Here is a 20,480-nt window from a genome sequence, read left to right on the forward strand (position 1 = left end):
CGGGTTCTATCGGCTTGGTCGAAAGTCCCGGATTTCGCTTCGCTCCATCCGGGCTACGAGCGCGTCAGCCCTTGTCGTTCTCCAGCCGGAAGATCTGCGATCCTTCACTGCCCGACAGCAGCCCCGTGTCGCTGTAGAGCTTCAGCTTGGCGCGGGTGTCGTTGATGTCGAGGTTGCGCATGGTGAGCTGACCGATGCGATCGGCCGGCGTGAACGCCGCGTCTTCGACCTTCTCCATGCTGAGCCGCTCCGGCGCATAGGTGAGGTTCGGGCTTTCCGTGTTGAGGATCGAATAGTCGTTGCCGCGGCGCAGCTCGAGCGAGACCTCGCCGGTGACGGCGCGGGCGACCCAGCGCTGCGCGGTCTCGCGCAACATCAGCGCCTGTGAATCGAACCAGCGACCCTGATAGAGCAGACGACCGAGACGCATGCCGCTGATGCGGTACTGCTCGATGGTGTCTTCGTTGTGAATGCCGGTGACGAGGCGCTCATAGGCGATGTGCAGCAGCGCCATGCCGGGCGCTTCATAGATGCCGCGGCTCTTGGCCTCGATGATGCGGTTCTCGATCTGGTCGCTCATGCCGAGGCCGTGGCGGCCGCCGATGGCGTTGGCTTCGAGGAACAGCGCGACGGGATCGGAGAAGGTCTGACCGTTCAGCGCGACCGGCTGGCCTTCCTCGAAACGCACCACGACCTTCTCGGCCTTGACGTTGCAGTCGTCACGCCAGAACGGCACGCCCATGATCGGGTTGACGATCTTGATGCCGCTGTCGAGACTTTCGAGATCCTTGGCCTCGTGCGTCGCGCCGAGCAGATTGCTGTCGGTCGAGTACGCCTTCTCGGCGCTCATCTTGTAGGCAAAACCCTGGGCGGTCATGAACGCCGACATCTCGGCGCGGCCGCCGAGCTCGTCGATGAATTGCTGGTCGAGCCAGGGCTTGTAGATACGAAGGCCCGGATTGGTCAGCAGGCCGTAGCGATAGAAGCGCTCGATGTCGTTGCCCTTGAAGGTCGAGCCGTCGCCCCAGATGTTGACGCCGTCCTCCTTCATCGCCGCGACCAGCATCGTGCCGGTGACGGCGCGCCCCAATGGCGTGGTGTTGAAATAGGTGATGCCGCCGGTCGAGATATGGAAGGCGCCGGACTGGATCGCGGCGATACCTTCATGGACGAGCTGCGTGCGGCAATCGACCAGCAGCGCTTTCTCCGCGCCGAACTCCATCGCCTTGCGCGGAATCTCGTTGTAATCGGATTCGTCGGGCTGGCCGAGATTGGCGGTATAGGCGTAGCAGCGGGCGCCCTTCTGCTTCATCCAGAGCAGCGCGGCGCTGGTGTCGAGACCGCCCGAAAACGCGATGCCGACTTTCTCGCCCTTGGGCAGGCTTTTCAGGATCGTGGTCATGGGGCTTCCAATCGGTCTCGAAGGGCGGGTGTCGTTTCACGGGGTTGACCGCGCGAATATCAAATTTCGCGGGGCTCGGCACCCCTTTAATGGCTCAAACTGAGGACTCGGCACTCGACTTGCTGCCGAACAGGCGCTGGCGCAGCCGGTAGGCGGGCATGTTCAGCCGGGTCAGGGCGGCATCGACCGCCTCGTCCGAAAACCGGGTCCGCGGCCAGCGGTAGATCAGCGCGTAGGCAAACCAGATCACGACGAAGGTGACGAGGCCGGCGATCGACACGTCGGTGAAGAAGTGGCCGCCAAAGGCCATCCGCAGCCCGCTGGTCACGAGGCCGAACACCACCGCTCCGGCATAAGCGAGCGGCCGCCACGGCGGCGGCGCCAGTGCGGCGGGCGCCAGCGTCCAGAACGCGGTCGCGCCCTCGCCCGAGAAGAACGAGCAGTTGCGCGCACAGCCGCCGCGCGGATCCCACCACGGCACGAATTGCTGGTCGCCGGCAAACTGCGTCACCACCACCGGGCGCGGCCGGCCCCAATAGGACTTGAAGGCGAGATTGGTAAGGATGCCGGCTGATAGGATGATCGTGACCAGAAGGAAGACAATCGCGCGCCCGGATACCATCAGTGGCCGGTCGGGCCGGACCATCTTGACCACGAGCGCGACCAGCGCAGGCAGCACGAACGCCCAGGCGACCCACATCGCGGCGTCGCGCGCGAAGCCGGCCCAATCGTTCAGCTTGAGCGGAAACGACTTCGTCGCGGGGTCGAAGAACAGCGCGGCGAGCTTGAGGTCAAGCTCGGGATATAGCCCGAAGACGACGCCGATCACGAGCCACAGCGCCAGGGCGATGAAGAGTCCAGTCCGGTTCATGGCGCGCGGTTTAGCCGAGTGGGAAGGGGATGAAAACCCCGTGGCAAGTCAGAAACTCACCGCACGTCCGGTCTTGAATTCGACGGCAGCGGCGGAGGCGGCTTGCGCGGCAGCGGCGGATTGCGCCAGGCGCCGGCATTGCGGCCGGCGATCAGCCAGTAGACGACACCGGCGACGATGCCCGCGCCGGTCATGATCTCCAGATGCCGCCGCACGATGCCTTCGAATTGCAGCGTGTCGGAATGAAATGGGACGAGCCCGAGATAGCAGGCGAGCCCCACGACGCCTCCGCCCACGGCATAGGCGAGCGCGCTGCGGATGTAGAGCGCCTCGGTGATCGCGACGATCACCGCCGCCGGCACCAGCGCAAAGCCGGAGACGAAGATGAAGCCGAACCCGAGCACGATATCGATCGTGCCCTGATCGACGGGACCTGCGCCAAGGTCGGCGAACTCCGGAAACAACAGCGCGACGACGACGATCATGCCGCCGATGAAGCAGGCGGCGAGAAAGCCGATGAAGATGACGATGAGGCGGCCGATCAGGGACATCACACCACCCTCGCCGTCATTGCGAGCGTAGCGAAGCAATCCAGTCTGCCTCTGCGGAAAAACCCTGGATTGCTTCGCTACGCTCGCAATGACGAGGATGCGCGACCGCCGCCATCATCAATCCGTCATCGCCATGGCCCGCAGCGTCTGGCGTTCCCTGGCGGAGAGCTTTTCCGTCTCCGACTTGAGCTGGCCACAGGCGGCGAGGATGTCGCGGCCGCGCGGGGTGCGCACCGGCGAGGAATAGCCGGCGTTGAAGACGTACTCCGAGAATTTCTCGATCTGGTCCCAGTCCGAGCATTCATAGGCGGTGCCGGGCCAGGGGTTGAACGGGATCAGATTGATCTTGGCGTGAATGCCCTTGAGCATCTTCACCAGCAGCTTGGCGTCGTCGAGCGAGTCGTTGACGCCCTTGAGCATCACATATTCGAAGGTGATGCGGCGCGCGTTTGAGGCGCCGGGATAATCGCGGCAGGCCTGCAGCAATTCCTTGATCGGATATTTGCGGTTGAGTGGCACCAGCTCGTTACGCAGCTCGTCGCGCACCGCATGCAGCGAGATCGCGAGCATCACGCCGATCTCCTCGCCCGCGCGCACGATGTTCGGCACCACGCCCGAAGTCGACAGCGTGATGCGGCGGCGGGAGATGCCGATGCCTTCGTTGTCGCCGACGATCAGCAGCGCATCGCGCACCGCGTCGAAATTGTAGAGCGGCTCGCCCATGCCCATCATCACGATGTTGGTGACGCGACGCGTACCGTCTTCGCGATCGGCCCAGTCGTTCAGACGATCCCGCGCGACCATCACCTGTCCCACGATCTCGCCGGCGGTGAGGTTGCGCACCAGGCGCTGCGTGCCGGTGTGACAGAAGGAGCAGTTCAGCGTGCAGCCGACCTGGGAGGACACACACAGAGTGCCGCGATCGGTTTCGGGGATGTAGACGCACTCGACTTCATGCGCCCGCTCGACATTGTCGCCGCTCGGCAGCCGCAGCAGCCATTTGCGGGTGCCGTCGTTGGAGATCTGCTCGGCCACGACTTCGGGCCGGTCAACGGTGAAATGTTGCGCGAGTTCGGCGCGAATGCCCTTCGAGACCGACGTCATCTCTTCGAAATTCTGGGCGCCACGGAAATACATCCAGTGCCACAGCTGCTGCACACGCATCTTGCGCTGCGCCGGTGCAACGCCGATCTCGCCGAGACGATCGGCAAGCTCGGTGCGCGACAGGCCGATCAGCGAGGGCTTCGCCGGCGGCACATAGGTTTCGAGCGGAGTCTTCTCCACCAGCGTTGCGTTGTGCGGCTCGGTCATCGGTTGCATGGAATGGCCTGATCAGGTGGTCGTTCCGGGATGGTCCGAAGGACCGGACCCGGAACCGCGAGATTCTCAGGTGCGCAATTGCGCACCATAGTTCGATGCTCCGCATCACCCCGGAATGACAGGAGAAAATCTGGAACGCGCCCTATATAGCAACCGGAACCGCCGATTGCGACCTTATCGACCGCAGGCTTAACGCCTGCAATCCTGGGAGATCCGGTCAAGCGCCTGGGCGAGGCCCTTCAGCGAGAAGGTGTCGGTCGTCTCGGTCCCCTTGGACGAGATGCCCTTGACCACGAGATCGGCGGATTTGCGCATGGCCTCGACCATCCGCTCTTCCTCGGCCGCGTTCTTGATCCAGAGACCGTCGCCCTGCGAGTACATGGCGAACGCGGCGCCGCCGACCTCGACCGAGGATTCAGAGCCCGGCTTCAGCGCGTAGCCGATCATGACCGAGACTTCGTTGTTGACCTTCTCCGCCGGGCGGGTGGAGACGAAGGCATAGGCAGGATCGCGCGGCCGATTCGGCGGGTTGGTCTTCGACGACGACGGCTTGGCCAGCGCGAAGCAGACCTTTTTGCCATTGGGCGCGGCCGAATAGGCGCCCCAGGTGCCGAACTGACCGATCAGGGTTGGCTCGGCGCCGCCCGCAACCGCCGCGTGCGGGGTCGCCGGTTTGCTCTCGGGCTTGGCAACCGTCTTTCCAGTGGTATTGGCCACCGGCGCAGCCGGTTTCGGCGCGGGCTCTTTCGGTGCAGCCTCTTTCGGTGCAGCCTTGGGCGCAGGTTGCGCCGTCTGCGCCCGCGCGGAATCGATGATCCCACAGGCCGCCACGCCCGTCATCAAAGCTAAAATCAGCACCCGCCACATGCTGGAGTGGTTCCCTCAATATTGTGACTGGAAGATGGCCCGGTCGCGCATTGTCCCCGCGGCAGGGATAGCCGGGAAAGTCCAATTTGGGAAGGCAGTTAGCGAAGTTCGCGGCGACTAGGCCCTGGATCGCGCCGCACGCTGCTCCGCCCATTGCGCGTCGGTCCAGCGCAACAAATCCTCGGCGCCGGAGCTGCGCAAATGCGCGCCACCGTCGATCACCACCATCTCGCCGTTGATGTAGCCGGCACGATCGGAGACCAGAAAGCTGGCGAGGTCGGCAAGCTCGCCGTGCTCACCGGCGCGTCCCATCGGGTTGCGCGCGGCCCATCCTTCGTCGCGACCTTCGGGGCGGAGCTGGCCCGAGGCGCCGGCGGTCGGGAATGGTCCCGGCGCGATCGCGACGGTGCGGATGCCCTTCGGGCCCCATTCCACGGCGAGACTTTTGGTCATCGCCAGCACGGCCGACTTCGCCATCGCCGACGGCACGGTGAAGGCGCGGCCGGTGATGGTCGAGGTCGAGAGAATTGAGAGAACGACACCGCCATGCTTGCCGTCGATCCAGCGCTTGCCCGCGGCAAGCGTGCAATACATCGCACCATGCAGCGTCGGCGCGAGGATCGCATCCGCGGCGCGGAATGAGAGATGCTCGCTCTGCGCAATGAAAGTCGCAGCCGCGTTGTTGACGAGGATATCGAGCGGCGCCTCGCGCCAGATGGCGTCCATCATGCTCTCGACGGCGGTGCCGTCGCGGATATCACAGGCGATCGTCGTGACCTTGCCGCCGGTCTCTTCGCGCATCTCGCTCGCCGCCGCTTCGAGCCGATCGAGCTTGCGGCCGCAGATCACGAGCTCGGCACCGAGCGTGAGGAAGCGGCGTCCCATCGCGGCGCCAAGGCCCGAACCGCCGCCGGTGACGAGGATGCGCTTGTCCTTGAGCAGGCCTGTTTCAAACATGGTTTGAATCCTCCCTTTTCTTCTTCCGTCATTGCGAGCGAAGCGAAGCAATCCAGGCTATTTCCGCGGCACGGATTCTGGATTGCTTCGCTGCGCTCGCAATGACGAGAGGATAGGCCGGTGCGGTCTAATAGACAAAGAAACCGGATTGTCGCCCGCACCTAAATCCGGCAGAAACGGGCAAACTATAAATCCACTCGAAACGCCCAGTACTTCACTTCTCAAGAAGGTGCCGCCATGAAAGCCATCCTCTGCTCGCAATATTGCCAGCCCGACGATCTCGTTCTGGCCGACGTGCCGGATCCGGTGGCCGGTCCCGGCGAAGCCGTGATCGCGATCAAGGCTGCGGCGCTGAATTTTTTCGACATCCTGATGATCCAGGGCAAGTACCAGATCAAGCCGCCGTTCCCGTTCTCGCCGGCCGCCGAAGTGGCTGGCGTGATCGAGAGCATCGGCCCCGGCGTGACCGATCTGAAGGTCGGCGATCGCGTCGTTGCCTCCTGTGGCCACAATGGCGCGCGCGAAAAGATCGCGTTGCCGGCTGCATCGATCGTGAAGATCCCCGACAATCTCGATTATGACCGCGCGGCCGGTATCATCATCATCTACGGCACCGCGCTGCATGCGCTGGAAGATCGCGCGAGCCCGAAGCCGGGCGAGACGCTCGCGGTGCTCGGCGCCGCCGGCGGCACCGGACTTGCCGCGTGCGAGCTCGGCAAGCTGATGGGCCTGAAGGTGATCGCCTGCGCCTCGTCGGACGAGAAGCTCGAATTCGCGAAGGCGCACGGCGCAGAACTCACGCTCAATTACGGCAAGGAAGATTTGAAGGAAGGCTTGCGGAAGCTCACCGGCGGCAAGGGCGTCGACATCATCTTCGATCCGGTTGGTGGTACGTATGCCGAGCAGGCGCTGCGCTCGATTGCCTGGGAAGGCCGCTTCCTCGTGATCGGATTTGCCGCCGGCGACATCCCAAAGATGCCGCTGAACCTCGCGCTGCTGAAGGGCTGCGATATCCGCGGCGTGTTCTGGGGCGCCTGGACCCGGCTCAACCCGGAAAAGAACCGCGCCAATCTCGAGAAGCTCGTGAAGTGGACAGCGGAAGGAAAGATCTCCTCGCATGTCGATCGCGTCTTCCCGCTGGCGCAGACGGCGGATGCGCTGAAGGTGCTGGCGGGGCGTCAGGCCATGGGCAAGGTGATTTTGCGTCCGTGAGGGAGGGGTAGCGAAGGCTCTCTCCCCGAGTCGTCCTGGCGAAAGCCAGGACCCATACCGCGGAATCTATCGGTCGCGCCCGGTCATCGTACCGAGCGACGAGTCTTCGCCAAACTCCTCTCTGGGGTAATGGGTCCTGGCTTTCGCCAGGACGACGTTGGAGTTGGAGCGGCGCGCTGCTAGTGCGCGTCCCCCTCATCCACCCCGCGCTTCAGCGCGGCGCGGGCGGCTTCGCGATGCTCGTTCGTGATGTGGCTGGCGACCATGCGGATCGCAGTGGCGAGCACGGCGGCGTCATCGGTGAAGCCGAGGATCGGCATCACGTCGGGAACGAAGTCGAACGGCAGGATGAAATAGGCGATCGCCCCGAGCAGCGAGGCCTGGACATGGCGCGGCGTCTGCCGGTCGAAGGCGCAGTAATAGGCGGCGAGCAGGTCCTCGGCGAACGGCAGATGCGCGGCGACACGCTTCAGCTTGCGCCAGAAGCGGCGCCGCACGCTCTCACGATCTTCCGCGAGCCGGTCGGCCGGCTCGAAACCGACGCTGTGTTCGGCAGCCATGTTCGACAAACTCCCCGTTCCAGCCAAGGGCGGCATCGGGGATGGCAGATCGCCGCATCCCGTGCTGATCACAAGATGGGGACTCGACCGGTCCCCGCAAGGCGTCAGCCTGGTGTCAGCTTGGCGATGGCGTTCATCGCCCTGGCGAGCTCGATGTCCAGCGCGGTGACGCCGCCGGCGTCATGAGTCGACAGCACCACCTCCACCGTCTTGTAGACATTGCGCCATTCGGGGTGGTGGTCCATCTTCTCGGCGACCAGCGCCGCGCGCGTCATGAATCCGAACGCCTCGTTGAAATCCTTGAAGACAAAGGTTTTCCCGATCGCGTCGCGTCCTTGAACCTCGGTCCAGCCAGGTAGTCCGCCCAGCGCCTGCCTGCGCGCCTCCGCCGAGAGCCGTTCTGCCATCGTCGCCTCCGTCCTTTTAGGGGAACTTTACCCTAACACCGCACTGACGCCCCGGGTTCATACGGGATTAGACCCCATCCGCTAACCATGACGGAGATGTAACCCTGCCGGACAAGAAATTTGCTACACTTGCGGGCGTAAATCGCCGGCCAAGATGAAACTGAGCCTCAAGCGACTGTTCGGGAGATCGATGACCGGGGGATTGGACCTGGCCGAAGCGCCCACCCCGCCCTCGCCGCGATCATCGGCGCGGAAGACGGCGCTCGTGACTCTCGCGCTGGTGCTCGCGATCGTTGGCGCGCTCGCCGGCGGCTACTATTTTGCCATGCGGCCGGTGACGCTGAAGATCGCGGTCGGGCCCGCCAACAGCGACGACGTCAAGGTCGTGCAGGCACTGACACAGGCCTTCGCGCAGCATAAGAGTTCTGTGCGGTTGCGGCCGATCCAGACCGACGGCGCCACCGCCAGCGCCAATCTGCTCGCGGAAGGCAAGGCCGACCTCGCCATCGTGCGCGGCGATCTCGACGTGCCGAAAAACGCGCAAGCCGTTGCGACCCTGCGCAAGAATGTCGTGGTGCTGTGGTCCATACCCGTCAAAGGCAAGAAGAAGGGCGCGAAGATCACCAAGATCGCGCAGCTCGCCGGACATCGGGTCGGCGTGGTTGGCCGCACCCAGGCCAACGTCAATTTGCTCAAGGTGATCCTGCAGCAATACGGTGTCGATCCCGCCAAGGTCGAGATCGTGCAATTCCCGGCCAATGAAGTTGCCGAGGCGATCAAGTCGCAGAAGGTCGATGCCTATCTCGCGGCCGGTCCCGTCAACAGCAAGATCACTGCGGACGCGATCGCCACTTCGGCCAAGGAGTTCGGCACGCCGACTTTCCTCGCGATCGATTCCGCCGATGCGATTGCGCAAAATCATCCGGTCTATGAAGCGGCCGAGATTCCCGCGGGCACTTACGGCGGCTCGCCGGATCGTCCCGATGACGAGGTCAAGACCATCAGCTTCTCGCACCACATCGTGGCGCGCAAGGCTGTGTCCGAAACCACCATCGCGGCGTTCACGCGCCAGCTTTTCGCCGTACGCCAGCAATTGGTGACGGAATTCCCGCTGGCGGCGAAGATCGAAACGCCCGACACCGACAAGGATGCGGTGATTCCCGTGCATCCGGGCGCCGCCGCTTTCGTCGACGGCGAAGAAAAGACCTTCCTCGACAAATACAGCGACTACATCTGGTGGACCCTGATGGCGCTCTCCGCCATGGGCTCGATCGGCGCCTGGTTTGCGGGCTATCTGAAGAAGGACGAACGCGACAACAACAGCCATCTGCGCGAGCGGCTGCTCGACATGATTACCGCCGCTCGAAAAAGCGAAACGACCGAAGATCTCGATCAGATGCAGACCGAGGCCGACGAGATCCTGCGCGATACGCTGCGCTGCTACGACCACGGCGCGATCGAGGAAGGTGCGTTGACCGCCTTCAACATCGCGCTCGACCAGTTTCATGCGGCGGTTGCCGACCGCAAGGCGGTGCTGTTCAGCCTGCCGCAGAACCTGCAGCGCGCCGGTGCCCAATTCCGGGCCGCCGGCAACGCGTAAGCGCTTGCGCGCGTAATCGCTGCGTCACATTGTCTCAATATAGCGTCAGGCTTCACCGTGGCGGCCGCCCAGGGCGATCGCCACACGCGATATCGGGACCGTCTTCATGAACATCAAATTCTCCCGCCGCCGTTTCCTGACGACCAGTGCCGGCGCGCTCGGCGCGGTCGCAATGCCCCATCTCTCCCGCGCGGCCGACCGGCCGGCGGTGACCCACGGCGTGCAGTCGGGCGACGTCACCGTCGACAGCGGCGTGGTCTGGGCGCGCACCGACCGGCCCGCGCAGATGCTGGTCGAGGTGGCGACGACGGAGTCGTTCAGGGATGCCCGCGCACTGCCGCCGATCGCGGCGCTGCCCGAGAGCGACTTCACCGCGAAGATGCTGATCGAAAACCTGCCCGGCGGACAGGACATCTTTTATCGCGTCCGCTTCCGCGATCTTTCGCACACCGCGGTGGAGGGCGAGCCGGTAACCGGCCGCTTCCGCACCGCGCCCGCCGACCGCCGCGACGTCAGCTTCGTCTGGGGCGGCGATGTCGCAGGACAAGGCTGGGGCATCAATCCCGATGACGGCGGCATGTTCACCTTCTCGGCGATGCGCAAGCACCGTCCGGATTTCTTCCTGCACTCCGGCGACACCATCTATGCCGACGGCCCTATCCAGCCCGAGGTGAAGCTCGCCGACGGCAAGATTTGGAAGAACGTCACGATCCCCGAAAAGGCCAAGGTTGCAGAGACGCTGGACGAGTACCGCGCCGCGCACAAATACAATTTCACTGACGAGAATCTTCGCGCCTTCAATGCCGAAGTGCCGATCTTCGTGCAGTGGGACGACCATGAGGTGACCAACAACTGGTCGCTTTCGAAGGAGCTGCCGGCGACCTACAAGGAGCGCGATATCGCACTGCTTGCGGCCCGCGCAGGCCGTGCCTTCCACGAGATGTATCCGATGCGCGAGAGCATCGTCGAGCCCGGCCGGGTCTATCGCCAGATTTCCTATGGCCCCCATCTCGACGTGTTCGTGCTCGACGAGCGCAGCTATCGCGGCCCGAACGGCCCCAACCTCGAAACCGCTTACGGCCCGGCCAGCTATTTCCTCGGCCCGGACCAGATCGCCTGGCTCAAGCGCGGCCTGTTGAATTCGCGCGCGACCTGGAAGGTGATCGCCTCCGACATGCCGCTCAGCCTCGTCGTGTCAGATACGGCAAAGGGTGGATCGGAAGCCATTGCGCAGGGCGACGGCCCGGTGCGCGGCCGCGAGTTCGAGATCGCCGATATCCTGCGTTTCATCAAGATGGCGCCGGTCAGCAACACCGTGTGGCTGACGGCGGACGTGCATTACGCCGCCGCGCACTATTACGATCCGAACAAGGCGCAATTCCAGGATTTCGAGCCGTTCTGGGAGTTCGTGTCGGGCCCGCTTCACGCAGGCACATTCGGTCCGAACGCGCTCGACAATACGTTTGGGCCGGAGGTGCGTTTCGTCAAGGCGCCGGGGAAAGACAACCAGAACCTGCCGCCGTCCGCCGGCATGCAGTTTTTCGGTCACGTCAAGATCGACGGCGCTTCCGGCCAAATGACGGTGACCTTGCGCGACCGCGCCGACGTCGCGCTGTGGTCAACCACGCTCGATCCGAAACAGGCCTGACGCCGTATCGCTAGTCCGCCGCGCGGAGCTGGAGCGCCGCCTCCAGCGCGTCGCTCGAACACGGCTTCTGCAGACGCGGCTGGCTGGCGAATTCCGGCGGGATGCGCGCGTCAGCGCCGTAGCCGGTGACGAAGACGAACGGAATTTTCAGGGCCGCGAGCCGTTCGGCGACCGCAAAGCTGTTCTCGCGACTCAACCCGACGTCGAGCAAGGCGAATTCGGGGGCGCGCGCCGCGATGACGGCCAGCGCCTGCGCCACTGAACCGACCGTGCGGACGCTCTTCACGCCAAATCCGAGCAGGCGATCCTCGAAGTCGATGGCGATGATCGGATCGTCCTCAACGATGAGGACATCGGCGGGACAATTTGAACCATTGGAAACAGCGGGTGCCATCATCGTAACGTGGAGCATGAGGTTTCTCTGACTGGGATACCGGGTCACGACGTCTGTATCCGCGCGGAGGGTTCCCGGAACGAAACCACCACATCACAGTTATCGGGTCTGTCTACTTGTGCACACAGGACCTCGTCGGAACTCGCTAATGTGGAGGCGGATGGGAGTTTGAGATGGACGCGCGGACCAGCAACGCCACCGAGATCGACAGCCGGCCGACCAACAATCTGCTGCGGCGCTTGAGCCCGGCCGACTTCGCCCTGCTTGCGCCGCATGTCATGCTCGAAAGCGCCGCGGCGAATGAACTGCTCTACAACCCCGGCGACGACGTCCAGGTGGTCCACTTTCCCTGCGGACCATCGCTTGCAACCTTCCTCGTTCCAAATGAGGACGGTCGCGATGTCGAGACCATCCTGGTCGGCCGCGAAGGCGCGGTGGGCGGCATCGTCAGCGAGGGTTATCTGCCGGCCTACACCCGGATCTGCGTGAAATTCGGCGGACCGTTTGCGCGAATTCACGTCAGCAAACTGGAGGCCGCCAAGCAGCGCTCGTCCTCGTTGCGCCATGTCTTCGCTCGCTACGCCGACTGCATGCTGGCGCAGATCTTCCAGTCCACCGCCTGCAACGCCATTCACTCGATCGAGCAGCGCACCGCCAAATGGATGCTGGCGGCGATGGAGCGGACCGGCGACGAGAGCAGCGTGCCGCTGACACACGAACAGCTCGCGACGCTGCTCGGCGTCGGCCGCAGCTATGCCAGCCGCGTGCTCCAGTCGTTCAAGGCGGAGGGCGTGCTCGACACGCGGCGCGGATCGATCCTGGTCCGCAACCGCGAGGGCCTGCGCCTGCGCGCCTGCCTGTGCAACGAGGCCGTGAAGTTGCACTTCGAGGAGGTGCTGCGCGGCGTCTATCCGACCGAAGAGCGGCAAGCCGGCTAGCTGCCTGCCTCGCTCCTCTTCGGGGATAAGAAGCGGCCGCACTATCCCGCCGGGCGGGAACCTGGGCTAATGTCCCCCGCATGAGCGGGGCTTTCCTTCACACTCTCTTCGACATCGCAGCGTGGCTGGCTGCGGCCGTGGCGCTCTACTGGCTGTCGCGACAGGGCTTGCGGTTTCCGGCGCAATCATTCGAGCGGTCCTACCTCGCCGCTTTGGTGTTCGGTGCAGGCCTCGGCGCCTATCTGTTCGGCTCCGCCAATCTGTGGCTGTCGAGCCAGAGCGGCATCGCGCGCTCCGTGGAAGGTGCGCTCGCCGGGGGCATCGCGGCGATCGAGCTCTACAAATGGTCCGCAGGGATCACGGTACGAACCGGCGCCCGTTTTGCGCTGCCGCTGGCGATCGGCATCGCGATCGGCCGGCTCGGCTGCTATTTCGCGGGCCTTGACGATTTCACCTACGGCACGCCGACGGCATGGCTCTGGGGCCATGATTTCGGCGACGGCATCCTTCGACATCCCGTGCAGCTCTACGAAAGCGCCGCGATGGGCGTCTTCGCGCTGCTCTACGTGCTGGCGGTCTTGAACCGGAGCGCGTTTGTGATCACCAATGGTTTCTACCTCGTCCTCGTCTACTATGGCGCACAGCGCTTCCTGTGGGAATTCCTCAAGCCCTATGGCACGCTGATCGGTCCCTTCACGCTGTTTCACCTGCTGTCGCTGTCCATCCTGCTCTACGCCCTCGTCATGCTGGCGACGGCGCCCAAAGCGAGACCCATGCATGAACGCGCCATTGCGTAAGTCGCGTCCCTATATTTTCTGGGGCCAGACCCAATCTCTCTGCGAGACCTGCCTGAAGCTGGTGCCGGCCAAGATCCAGATCCTCGACAACGAGGTCTGGTACGAGAAGCGCTGCAAGGAGCATGGCGTCCAGTCCACGCTGGTGTCGACCGACGCAGCCTATTGGCGCCTGTGCAAGGATTTCATCAAGCCCGGCGACCGGCCGCTCGCCTTTCAACGGCATTCCGAATTCGGCTGCCCCTACGATTGCGGCTTGTGCCCCGACCACGAGCAGCATTCCTGCCTGGCGCTGATCGAGATCACCGAGCATTGCAATCTGACCTGCCCGGTGTGCTTTGCCGATTCCTCGCCGGCGCGGACCAGCTTCACGCCGCTGCCCAAGATCGAGCGAATGCTGGACGCGCTGGTCGCGAGCGAAGGCGAGCCTGACCTCGTGCAGATCTCCGGCGGCGAGCCGACGCTGCATCCGGATTTCTTCGCGATCCTCGATGCGGTGCGCGCCCGCCCGATCCGCCATGTCATGATCAACACCAACGGCCTGCGTATCGCCCGCGAAAAGGATTTCGTGGCGCGGCTCGCCGAGAACAAGCGCGGGCTCGAGGTCTATCTCCAGTTCGACTCGCTCGAACGCGACGCACTGATCAATCTGCGCGGCGCGGATTTGCGCAAGATTCGCCAGCAGGCGCTGGAAAATCTCGAGCATTACGGCGTGTCGACCACGCTGGTCGCGACCATCAAGCGCGGCGTCAACGATGCCGAGATCGGCGACATCGTTCGCCACGCGCTGAGTTGGAAATGCGTGCGCGGCGTCACGCTGCAGCCGGTGCAGGATGCCGGCCGCAACGAGAATTTCGACAAGAACACCGACCGCATCATGCTGTCGGAGATCCGCAAGCGCGTGGTCGAAACCGGGGTGTTCGGCGACAAGGACATGATCCCGCTGCCCTGCAACCCCGAAAGCATCTCGATCGGCTACGGCCTGCGCAACGGCGAGAAAGTGCTGCCGCTGACCTCGCTGATCCCGCAGGAGCAACTCGTCGCATTGCTGCCCAATACGATAAGCCCGGAGAAGCATCCGGCGCTGAGGGAGAAATTCATCGACCTGTTTTCGCTGTCCTCGGGACCGCTGAACACCAGCGAGCGCGTCTGCGAATTGCTGTGCTGCCTGCCGAGCTTCGAGGTGCCGCAGGGAATCACGTACGAGAACGTATTCCGCGTCACCATCGTGCAGTTTCTCGACCGCTTCAATTTCTGCGTCGGCAACGTCAAGCGCAGCTGCATCCATTTCGTCACCGAGAACGGCGCGATCATCCCGTTCGACACCTACAATCTGTTCTACCGGAACGGAAAGATCGACGGCATCCGTGCCGAACTGGCGGCGCAGTCAACCGAAGGAGCCCTGCAGGCATGAGCATCAGCGACACGCCGCCGCCAGCCCCGCCGGGACCGCCTCCTGCTCCGCCGAACAAGCGCAGCGGCTGCCTGACCGCGCTCATGGCGATCTTCGGGATCGTCCTGCTGCTACCCGGCGCCTGTGCACTCCTGTTCGGCGGAATATCCATATCCGACAGAGGCCGGATCGATTCCGACGTCGCGCCCCTGGTGTTCCTGGGCCTGGTCGTGGGGCTGGGCGGGGTCGCCCTGATCTGGGCCGCCATCAAGGGCCGGCGCGGCTGAGCCGGGCTTTTCGCCTAACCCCCGGGAATCCCCGGACAAAATTCAATCAACCAACGGCCAAAGAACACATTGTTTTTTGGCCGTTTTTGCCTATATTGCGCCGCAACGCGTAGGGTGCCCGGTCGATATGCCGGGCTTTCCCTTTTGGGCGGAAAGCGCCCCGTTTCCAGTCTTCAAGCGTTGTTTCGAGAAGAGGTCCCGGTCTGACCGGCGAGATCGCGCTTAACCCATTGTCCGACCGCAAAGAAGCTCACTCATGAACCTTCGCAACATCGCCATCATCGCCCACGTCGACCACGGCAAGACGACCCTGGTCGACCGCCTGCTCCAGCAATCCGGCACCTATCGCGAGAACCAGAAGGTGACCGAGCGCGCCATGGACTCCAACGATCTGGAGCGCGAGCGCGGCATCACCATTCTGGCCAAGGCGGCCTCGGTGCAGTGGAAGGACACTCGCATCAACATCGTCGACACCCCCGGCCACGCCGATTTCGGCGGTGAGGTCGAGCGCATCCTCAACATGGTGGACGGCGCGCTGGTGCTGGTCGACGCCGCCGAAGGCCCGCTGCCGCAGACCAAATTCGTGGTCTCCAAGGCGCTCAAGGTCGGTTTGAAGCCGATCGTCGTGATCAACAAGGTTGACCGTCCCGACGCGCGGGCGACCGAAGTCATCAACGAGGTGTTCGACCTGTTCGCGGCGCTCGATGCCAGCGAGGAGCAGCTCGACTTCCCCATCCTCTACGGCTCGGCCAAGCAGGGCTGGATGGCCGAGAGCCCGGATGGGTCGCACGAAGCCGGCATGCAGCCGCTGTTCGACCTGATCGTGCGCCATGTCGCGCCGCCGACCGTCGAGGAAGGCCCGTTCCGCATGATCGGCACCATTCTCGAAGCCAACCCCTATCTCGGCCGCATCATCACCGGACGTATCTCTTCCGGTTCGATCAAGCCGAACCAGGCCGTGAAGGTGCTGGGCGCCGATGGCAAGACCATCGAGACCGGCCGCATCACCAAGATCCTCGCCTTCCGCGGCATCGAGCGCACCCCGCTCGACGAAGCCGAGGCAGGCGACATCGTCGCGATCGCCGGCCTGACCAAGGGCACCGTCGCCGACACCTTCTGCGATCCGTCGGTCGACACCCCGCTGGTGGCGCAGCCGATCGACCCGCCGACCGTGTCGATGTCCTTCATCGTCAACAACTCGCCGCTCGCCGGCACCGAAGGCGACAAGGTGACCAGTCGCATGATCCGCGACCGCCTGTTGCGCGAGTCCGAAGGCAACGTCGCGCTGCGCGTGGTCGAAGCCTCGGACAAGGACGCGATGGAAGTCTCGGGCCGCGGCGAATTGCAGCTTGCGATCCTGATCGAGACCATGCGCCGCGAAGGCTTCGAGCTTTCGGTGTCGCGTCCGCGCGTCGTGCTGCAGAAGGACGAGGCCACCGGCGCCACGCTGGAGCCGATCGAGGAAGTCGTCATCGACGTCGACGAGGAGCATTCCGGCGTCGTCGTGCAGAAGATGAGCGAGCGCAAATCCGAGCTGATCGAGATGAAGCCGTCCGGCGGCAACCGTTTGCGCCTGGTGTTCTACGCGCCGACCCGCGGCCTGATCGGCTACCAGGGCGAACTGCTCACCGACACCCGCGGCACCGCGATCATGAACCGTCTGTTCCACGGCTACGCGCCGTACAAGGGCGAGATCCAGGGCCGCCGCAACGGCGTGCTGATCTCCAACGACCAGGGCGAAGCGGTGGCTTACGCCATGTTCAAGCTGGAAGATCGCGGCCCGATGATGATCGAGCCGGGCTGGAAGGTCTACAAGGGCATGATCGTCGGCGAGCATACCCGCGACAACGACCTCGAGATCAACGTGCTCAAGGGCAAGCAGCTCACCAACATCCGAACCACGTCGAAGGATGAAGCGGTGCGCCTGACCCCGCCGATCCGCATGACCCTGGAAAAGGCGCTGGCCTATATCGAGGACGACGAGCTGGTCGAGATCACGCCGAAGTCGATCCGCCTGCGCAAGCGGCACCTCGACCCGAACGAGCGCAAGCGCGCGGAAAAGTCCAAGGAAGCGGTGGCTTAAGGCCACTCGGACACACGACGAATGCGTCAGGGCCGGGCTTGTCCCGGCCATTGACGTCTTCGATACTGGTGTCAATGACGTGGATGCCCGGGACAAGCCCGGGCATGACGATGAAATTGACCGCTATGTCCCTTCCCTCCTCCGTCGACGTCGCGATCATCGGTGCGGGCGCCGCCGGCCTCGGCGCGGCGCATGCGCTGGCAGGATCCGGCCTCTCCGTGATCGTGCTCGAGGCGCGCGACCGGCTCGGCGGCCGAGCCTGGACGGTGCAGGCCTCGCCCGAAGTCACCTTCGACGTCGGCTGCGGTTGGCTGCATTCGGCGGACAACAACTCCTTTGTCGCGATTGCGAAACAGCTCGGTTTCGAGGTCAACAAGGACCTGCCGCCCTGGCGCGAGCGCGCCTATGGCAACGCGTTTCCGAAAGCCGAGCGCGACGATTTCATGCGCGCGATGGACGCCTTCTATCAGCGGCTGTGGAAGACTGCCCAGAAGGACCAGGATGTCCCCGCGAGCTTGAGCCTGGAGCCGGGCAATCGCTGGAATCCCATGATCGACGCGATCTCGACCTACATCAACGGTTGCGAACTGAAGGACATGTCGACGCTGGACTGGGACGCCTATGAGGACAGTGACCTCAACTGGCGCGTCCGCCGCGGCTATGGCGCTCTGATCGCGGCCTATGGCGCGCCCTGCCCGGTGGCGCTGAACTGTAACGTCGCGCTGATCGATCATTCCCGCCAGCGCATCCGCATCGAGACATCGCAGGGCACGCTGACCGCCGACAAGGTGATCGTCACCGTGCCGACCAATCTCATCGCCGACGAAGCGATCCGCTTCTCGCCTGCCTTGCGCACCAAGGTCGATGCCGCAGCCGGCCTGCCGCTCGGGGTCGACGACAAGGTGACGCTGGCGCTCGACGGTGCCGAAGCCTTCCCCAAAAATGGTAATTTGCGCGGCGCCACCATGCGCACCGACATGGGCACCTATCATATCCGCCCGTTTGGCCAGCCCTGTATCGAAGGCTTTTTCGGCGGCAGCTTTGCGCGCGAGCTGGAAGATGCCGGCGAAGGCGCTCTTGCCGCGCAAAGCATCGACGAGATCGCAGGCTTGCTCGGCAACGACATCAGGCGAAAGCTGAAGCCGCTCTACGCGTCGCGCTGGGCGCACGACCCCTTCGCAAGAGGCTCCTATTCGCACGCGCTGCCAGGCCACGCCGGCGATCGCGCCGTACTGGCCGCACCGGTCGATGGGCGGCTGTTCTTTGCAGGAGAAGCGACGTCGCCGAACTTTTTCTCCACGGCGCATGGCGCGAGGGACTCAGGGGAGCGGGCGGCGAGGGAAATGCTGGGCGTTCTGGGCAAACCGTAACCGCACGCTCGTCATTGCGAGCGCAGCGAAGCAATCCAGAATCTTTCCGCAGCGGCAGCCAGGATTGCTTCGCTGCGCTCGCAATGACGAATTACTCGATCACCCGCGCCCTTAATTCGGCATCAGGCACGAAGCACGCATCGTACTTGCCAAAAATGCGGTAGCGGTTGCGCGCAATGAGGCCGTACACCGCGTCGCGCAACGCTTTGGGCACGGCGAACAACGCGCGCACCCAGCTCCAACCAGGGAGCTGCGACAGCACCGTCAGCGCAGCGTCGGATTTCATGAACGCCGCGCCGCCATGAACCACGGCATTGGTGTCGGGATCAGCGGGATCGATGCCGAACGTGCGTGCGAGCCGGGCGCCATAGTCAGATTGGATCGGCGTGAAGCGAAATCGCTTCGCCGTATCACGTTTGGCGACGAACCGCACCCACCGCGAGCAGAAGATGCAGACGCCGTCGAACAGGATGACGTCATCGTCAGGCCATTTGGGCATCAGCGATTGTCCAACATCAAAAGCGCGACAAACATCAGCACGATCGCCGGTCCCGTCTTCACCAGTGCACCGAGCGGCTCGATCCAGAGATCCGGCGTCAGGATCGCGGCACCAAACATATAGCCGAGCGAAGCCATGATGCCCGCAACGAGTCCGATCGCGGCGGTGCGGCGGAAGGCGATCAGCACGCCAATGCTCATGTCCATCAGGCTGGTGCCGATTGTGATGGGATCGACCAGCGCCGAGGGAAAATTGTGCGCAGTCAGGATGCCGGCCGCGGCACGATAGGACACGAACAACGCGATGAAGCCTGAGACGCACCAGAACGCGACAAGGCTGGCGAAGATCAGCGTCTTGACCAGGAACAGCCGCGCGAACCACTTATCCTGGATCGTGGCGGGGTGGCGGCCGACCGTCTGAGCCAGTGATTTCGGCACGATGCCCGTGGCGGCGATCCACGCCGAGGGATCACCGCTCACGCCGCGGCGCAGCTCGGCGATGGCCGTGGAGCGCATCGGCGGCATCCAGCCAAGATAGTTGGCGACGTCGCTGCCTTTCGCGCCGAGATCGAGCAGTAAGGACGGCATCGCGACGCGCAGCCAGCCGGCCGTGCCGAATGCGATACGAAACTGCTCGATGACGCCAGCCATTGTGATCGGTTCGACCTGCATCAGGTGCCAGTTCACGGCCTTCACCGATGCGTCGTCGATATCGCGCGCGGCAAGCCAGGCAATGGTGGCGGAAATATCCTCGACAGCAACGGGCTGGAACGGCTTCGCCATCTCCTTCTCCGGCAGGTTGAGCGGGGAGGCCGCAAGCGCGCGGAGCATCGCACTGCCGCCATAGGCCGACGGCGCGACCACGAAACCAGGCCGCAGGATGGCGTGGGGAATGCCGGAAGCCGCGATCAAACGTTCGGCCTCGCGCTTTGTCGTTGCAAACGCGGTTCGATCCTCGCCCGCGGTCCCGGGAATCGAGATGTGCACCAGCCGGATCGCACGATCGCTGCCGCCAATCGCCTGAAGCAATCGTACAACGAGATCGCGATGCACCGCGTTGGTATCGCTGCCGGGACCGTCCTGGAGCACGCCGAGGCAGTTCACGACGACGTCGACCGCGTGCTCACCAAGGAGATGCGTCAGCGCGGCTACGTCGAGCGAGAGGATCGATTGCTCGATGTCCAGCGCGCACATCTTCTGGGCGGGCGACAGGCTGCGCGCCACGCCGACGACGAGAAATCCCTGCGCGCGAAGATCGTCGGTGACGTAGCGGCCGATCAGGCCTGAGGCGCCGAGCACGAGAATGGTTCGCTGGCTCATGACCTTCC

20 protein-coding genes are annotated in these 20,480 nt (G+C 64.1%); 9 read left to right on the top strand and 11 right to left on the bottom strand.

Annotated elements, in window-relative coordinates:
- Nucleotides 1-64: 64 nt before the first annotated feature.
- The 6 genes from argG to AC0L3J_RS26895 all read right to left on the bottom strand — a co-directional run bounded on the left by argG (nt 65) and on the right by AC0L3J_RS26895 (nt 5,968).
- The gene (gene argG / locus AC0L3J_RS26870; protein ID WP_473348882.1) at nt 65-1,402 is read right to left on the bottom strand and encodes an argininosuccinate synthase; all 1,338 of its coding nucleotides are present in this window, start codon (nt 1,400-1,402) and stop codon (nt 65-67) included.
- A gap of 94 nt (nt 1,403-1,496) precedes the next feature.
- Nucleotides 1,497-2,273, bottom strand: coding sequence for a phosphatase PAP2 family protein (locus AC0L3J_RS26875; protein WP_473348883.1), 777 nt, complete (start codon nt 2,271-2,273; stop codon nt 1,497-1,499).
- Between the two features lie 56 nt (nt 2,274-2,329).
- Nucleotides 2,330-2,824 carry a hypothetical protein gene (locus tag AC0L3J_RS26880; protein WP_027514939.1) on the bottom strand — a complete coding sequence of 165 codons (495 nt, stop codon included), beginning with the start codon at nt 2,822-2,824 and terminating at the stop codon, nt 2,330-2,332.
- A gap of 117 nt (nt 2,825-2,941) precedes the next feature.
- Complete coding sequence (rlmN, locus tag AC0L3J_RS26885; protein WP_473348884.1) at nt 2,942-4,144, bottom strand: dual-specificity RNA methyltransferase RlmN; 1,203 nt, start codon at nt 4,142-4,144, stop codon at nt 2,942-2,944.
- Nucleotides 4,145-4,333: 189 nt separating this feature from the next.
- Complete coding sequence (locus tag AC0L3J_RS26890) at nt 4,334-5,011, bottom strand: invasion associated locus B family protein (protein WP_473348885.1); 678 nt, start codon at nt 5,009-5,011, stop codon at nt 4,334-4,336.
- A gap of 117 nt (nt 5,012-5,128) precedes the next feature.
- A complete protein-coding gene (locus AC0L3J_RS26895; RefSeq protein ID WP_456766845.1) occupies nt 5,129-5,968 on the bottom strand; it encodes an SDR family oxidoreductase in 840 nt (279 codons plus the stop codon).
- A gap of 237 nt (nt 5,969-6,205) precedes the next feature.
- On the opposite strand from AC0L3J_RS26895, the gene AC0L3J_RS26900 reads away from it, so the two are divergent.
- Nucleotides 6,206-7,180 (top strand): NADPH:quinone oxidoreductase family protein, encoded by a 975-nt coding sequence (locus AC0L3J_RS26900; RefSeq protein ID WP_027566338.1) that lies wholly within the window; start codon nt 6,206-6,208, stop codon nt 7,178-7,180.
- 179 nt (nt 7,181-7,359) lie between these two features.
- On the opposite strand, the gene AC0L3J_RS26905 is transcribed toward AC0L3J_RS26900, so the two are convergent.
- Together AC0L3J_RS26905 and AC0L3J_RS26910 are read right to left on the bottom strand one after the other, a co-directional pair.
- The gene (locus AC0L3J_RS26905) at nt 7,360-7,740 is read right to left on the bottom strand and encodes a YkvA family protein (protein WP_473348886.1); all 381 of its coding nucleotides are present in this window, start codon (nt 7,738-7,740) and stop codon (nt 7,360-7,362) included.
- Nucleotides 7,741-7,844: 104 nt separating this feature from the next.
- Entirely contained in the window at nt 7,845-8,147 is a 303-nt protein-coding gene (locus tag AC0L3J_RS26910; RefSeq protein ID WP_473348887.1) for a 4a-hydroxytetrahydrobiopterin dehydratase, read from the bottom strand.
- 154 nt (nt 8,148-8,301) lie between these two features.
- Between AC0L3J_RS26910 and AC0L3J_RS26915 the strand changes: the two genes are divergently transcribed.
- Nucleotides 8,302-9,747 carry a TAXI family TRAP transporter solute-binding subunit gene (locus AC0L3J_RS26915; protein ID WP_456766848.1) on the top strand — a complete coding sequence of 482 codons (1,446 nt, stop codon included), beginning with the start codon at nt 8,302-8,304 and terminating at the stop codon, nt 9,745-9,747.
- Nucleotides 9,748-9,853: 106 nt separating this feature from the next.
- Entirely contained in the window at nt 9,854-11,395 is a 1,542-nt protein-coding gene (locus AC0L3J_RS26920; protein WP_473348888.1) for an alkaline phosphatase D family protein, read from the top strand.
- 10 nt (nt 11,396-11,405) lie between these two features.
- Here AC0L3J_RS26920 and AC0L3J_RS26925 read toward each other — a convergent pair whose 3' ends face one another.
- Nucleotides 11,406-11,807 (bottom strand): response regulator, encoded by a 402-nt coding sequence (locus AC0L3J_RS26925; RefSeq protein ID WP_473348889.1) that lies wholly within the window; start codon nt 11,805-11,807, stop codon nt 11,406-11,408.
- A 155-nt stretch (nt 11,808-11,962) separates the two neighbouring features.
- Here AC0L3J_RS26925 and AC0L3J_RS26930 point away from each other — a divergent pair, with 155 nt between their 5' ends.
- The 6 genes from AC0L3J_RS26930 to AC0L3J_RS26955 all read left to right on the top strand — a co-directional run bounded on the left by AC0L3J_RS26930 (nt 11,963) and on the right by AC0L3J_RS26955 (nt 18,654).
- Nucleotides 11,963-12,727 carry a Crp/Fnr family transcriptional regulator gene (locus AC0L3J_RS26930; RefSeq protein ID WP_473348890.1) on the top strand — a complete coding sequence of 255 codons (765 nt, stop codon included), beginning with the start codon at nt 11,963-11,965 and terminating at the stop codon, nt 12,725-12,727.
- An 80-nt stretch (nt 12,728-12,807) separates the two neighbouring features.
- On the top strand, nt 12,808-13,524 hold the full coding sequence (locus AC0L3J_RS26935; RefSeq protein WP_473348891.1) for a prolipoprotein diacylglyceryl transferase family protein: 717 nt from the start codon (nt 12,808-12,810) through the stop codon (nt 13,522-13,524).
- Nucleotides 13,505-14,935 (top strand): radical SAM protein, encoded by a 1,431-nt coding sequence (locus tag AC0L3J_RS26940; RefSeq protein WP_473348892.1) that lies wholly within the window; start codon nt 13,505-13,507, stop codon nt 14,933-14,935. Before AC0L3J_RS26935 ends, AC0L3J_RS26940 begins: the two co-directional genes overlap by 20 nt.
- A complete protein-coding gene (locus AC0L3J_RS26945) occupies nt 14,932-15,201 on the top strand; it encodes a hypothetical protein (protein WP_473348893.1) in 270 nt (89 codons plus the stop codon). The genes AC0L3J_RS26940 and AC0L3J_RS26945 overlap by 4 nt, the downstream gene beginning before the upstream one ends.
- A 256-nt stretch (nt 15,202-15,457) precedes the next feature.
- A complete protein-coding gene (gene typA / locus AC0L3J_RS26950) occupies nt 15,458-17,284 on the top strand; it encodes a translational GTPase TypA (protein WP_007598731.1) in 1,827 nt (608 codons plus the stop codon).
- Between the two features lie 125 nt (nt 17,285-17,409).
- Complete coding sequence (locus tag AC0L3J_RS26955) at nt 17,410-18,654, top strand: flavin monoamine oxidase family protein (protein WP_473348913.1); 1,245 nt, start codon at nt 17,410-17,412, stop codon at nt 18,652-18,654.
- A gap of 91 nt (nt 18,655-18,745) precedes the next feature.
- On the opposite strand, the gene AC0L3J_RS26960 is transcribed toward AC0L3J_RS26955, so the two are convergent.
- Entirely contained in the window at nt 18,746-19,153 is a 408-nt protein-coding gene (locus tag AC0L3J_RS26960; protein ID WP_473348894.1) for a thiol-disulfide oxidoreductase DCC family protein, read from the bottom strand.
- Entirely contained in the window at nt 19,153-20,472 is a 1,320-nt protein-coding gene (locus AC0L3J_RS26965) for a DoxX-like family protein (protein WP_473348895.1), read from the bottom strand. Before AC0L3J_RS26965 ends, AC0L3J_RS26960 begins: the two co-directional genes overlap by 1 nt.
- Between the last annotated feature and the right edge of the window lie 8 nt (nt 20,473-20,480).

This window comes from Bradyrhizobium sp. Kon37 (assembly GCF_055807535.1).

Bases quoted from the DNA above. Each gene is read 5' to 3' on its own strand.
- AC0L3J_RS26920 (WP_473348888.1), top strand. From the start codon at position 9,854: ATGAACATCAAATTCTCCCGCCGCCGTTTCCTGACGACCAGTGCCGGC.
- AC0L3J_RS26945 (WP_473348893.1), top strand. From the start codon at position 14,932: ATGAGCATCAGCGACACGCCGCCGCCAGCCCCGCCGGGACCGCCTCCT.
- AC0L3J_RS26900 (WP_027566338.1), top strand. From the start codon at position 6,206: ATGAAAGCCATCCTCTGCTCGCAATATTGCCAGCCCGACGATCTCGTT.
- AC0L3J_RS26915 (WP_456766848.1), top strand. From the start codon at position 8,302: ATGAAACTGAGCCTCAAGCGACTGTTCGGGAGATCGATGACCGGGGGA.
- typA (WP_007598731.1), top strand. From the start codon at position 15,458: ATGAACCTTCGCAACATCGCCATCATCGCCCACGTCGACCACGGCAAG.
- AC0L3J_RS26880 (WP_027514939.1), bottom strand. From the start codon at position 2,824: ATGTCCCTGATCGGCCGCCTCATCGTCATCTTCATCGGCTTTCTCGCC.
- argG (WP_473348882.1), bottom strand. From the start codon at position 1,402: ATGACCACGATCCTGAAAAGCCTGCCCAAGGGCGAGAAAGTCGGCATC.
- AC0L3J_RS26925 (WP_473348889.1), bottom strand. From the start codon at position 11,807: ATGCTCCACGTTACGATGATGGCACCCGCTGTTTCCAATGGTTCAAAT.
- AC0L3J_RS26965 (WP_473348895.1), bottom strand. From the start codon at position 20,472: ATGAGCCAGCGAACCATTCTCGTGCTCGGCGCCTCAGGCCTGATCGGC.
- AC0L3J_RS26910 (WP_473348887.1), bottom strand. From the start codon at position 8,147: ATGGCAGAACGGCTCTCGGCGGAGGCGCGCAGGCAGGCGCTGGGCGGA.
- AC0L3J_RS26895 (WP_456766845.1), bottom strand. From the start codon at position 5,968: ATGTTTGAAACAGGCCTGCTCAAGGACAAGCGCATCCTCGTCACCGGC.
- rlmN (WP_473348884.1), bottom strand. From the start codon at position 4,144: ATGCAACCGATGACCGAGCCGCACAACGCAACGCTGGTGGAGAAGACT.
- AC0L3J_RS26960 (WP_473348894.1), bottom strand. From the start codon at position 19,153: ATGCCCAAATGGCCTGACGATGACGTCATCCTGTTCGACGGCGTCTGC.
- AC0L3J_RS26955 (WP_473348913.1), top strand. From the start codon at position 17,410: ATGTCCCTTCCCTCCTCCGTCGACGTCGCGATCATCGGTGCGGGCGCC.
- AC0L3J_RS26905 (WP_473348886.1), bottom strand. From the start codon at position 7,740: ATGGCTGCCGAACACAGCGTCGGTTTCGAGCCGGCCGACCGGCTCGCG.
- AC0L3J_RS26875 (WP_473348883.1), bottom strand. From the start codon at position 2,273: ATGAACCGGACTGGACTCTTCATCGCCCTGGCGCTGTGGCTCGTGATC.
- AC0L3J_RS26935 (WP_473348891.1), top strand. From the start codon at position 12,808: ATGAGCGGGGCTTTCCTTCACACTCTCTTCGACATCGCAGCGTGGCTG.
- AC0L3J_RS26890 (WP_473348885.1), bottom strand. From the start codon at position 5,011: ATGTGGCGGGTGCTGATTTTAGCTTTGATGACGGGCGTGGCGGCCTGT.
- AC0L3J_RS26940 (WP_473348892.1), top strand. From the start codon at position 13,505: ATGAACGCGCCATTGCGTAAGTCGCGTCCCTATATTTTCTGGGGCCAG.
- AC0L3J_RS26930 (WP_473348890.1), top strand. From the start codon at position 11,963: ATGGACGCGCGGACCAGCAACGCCACCGAGATCGACAGCCGGCCGACC.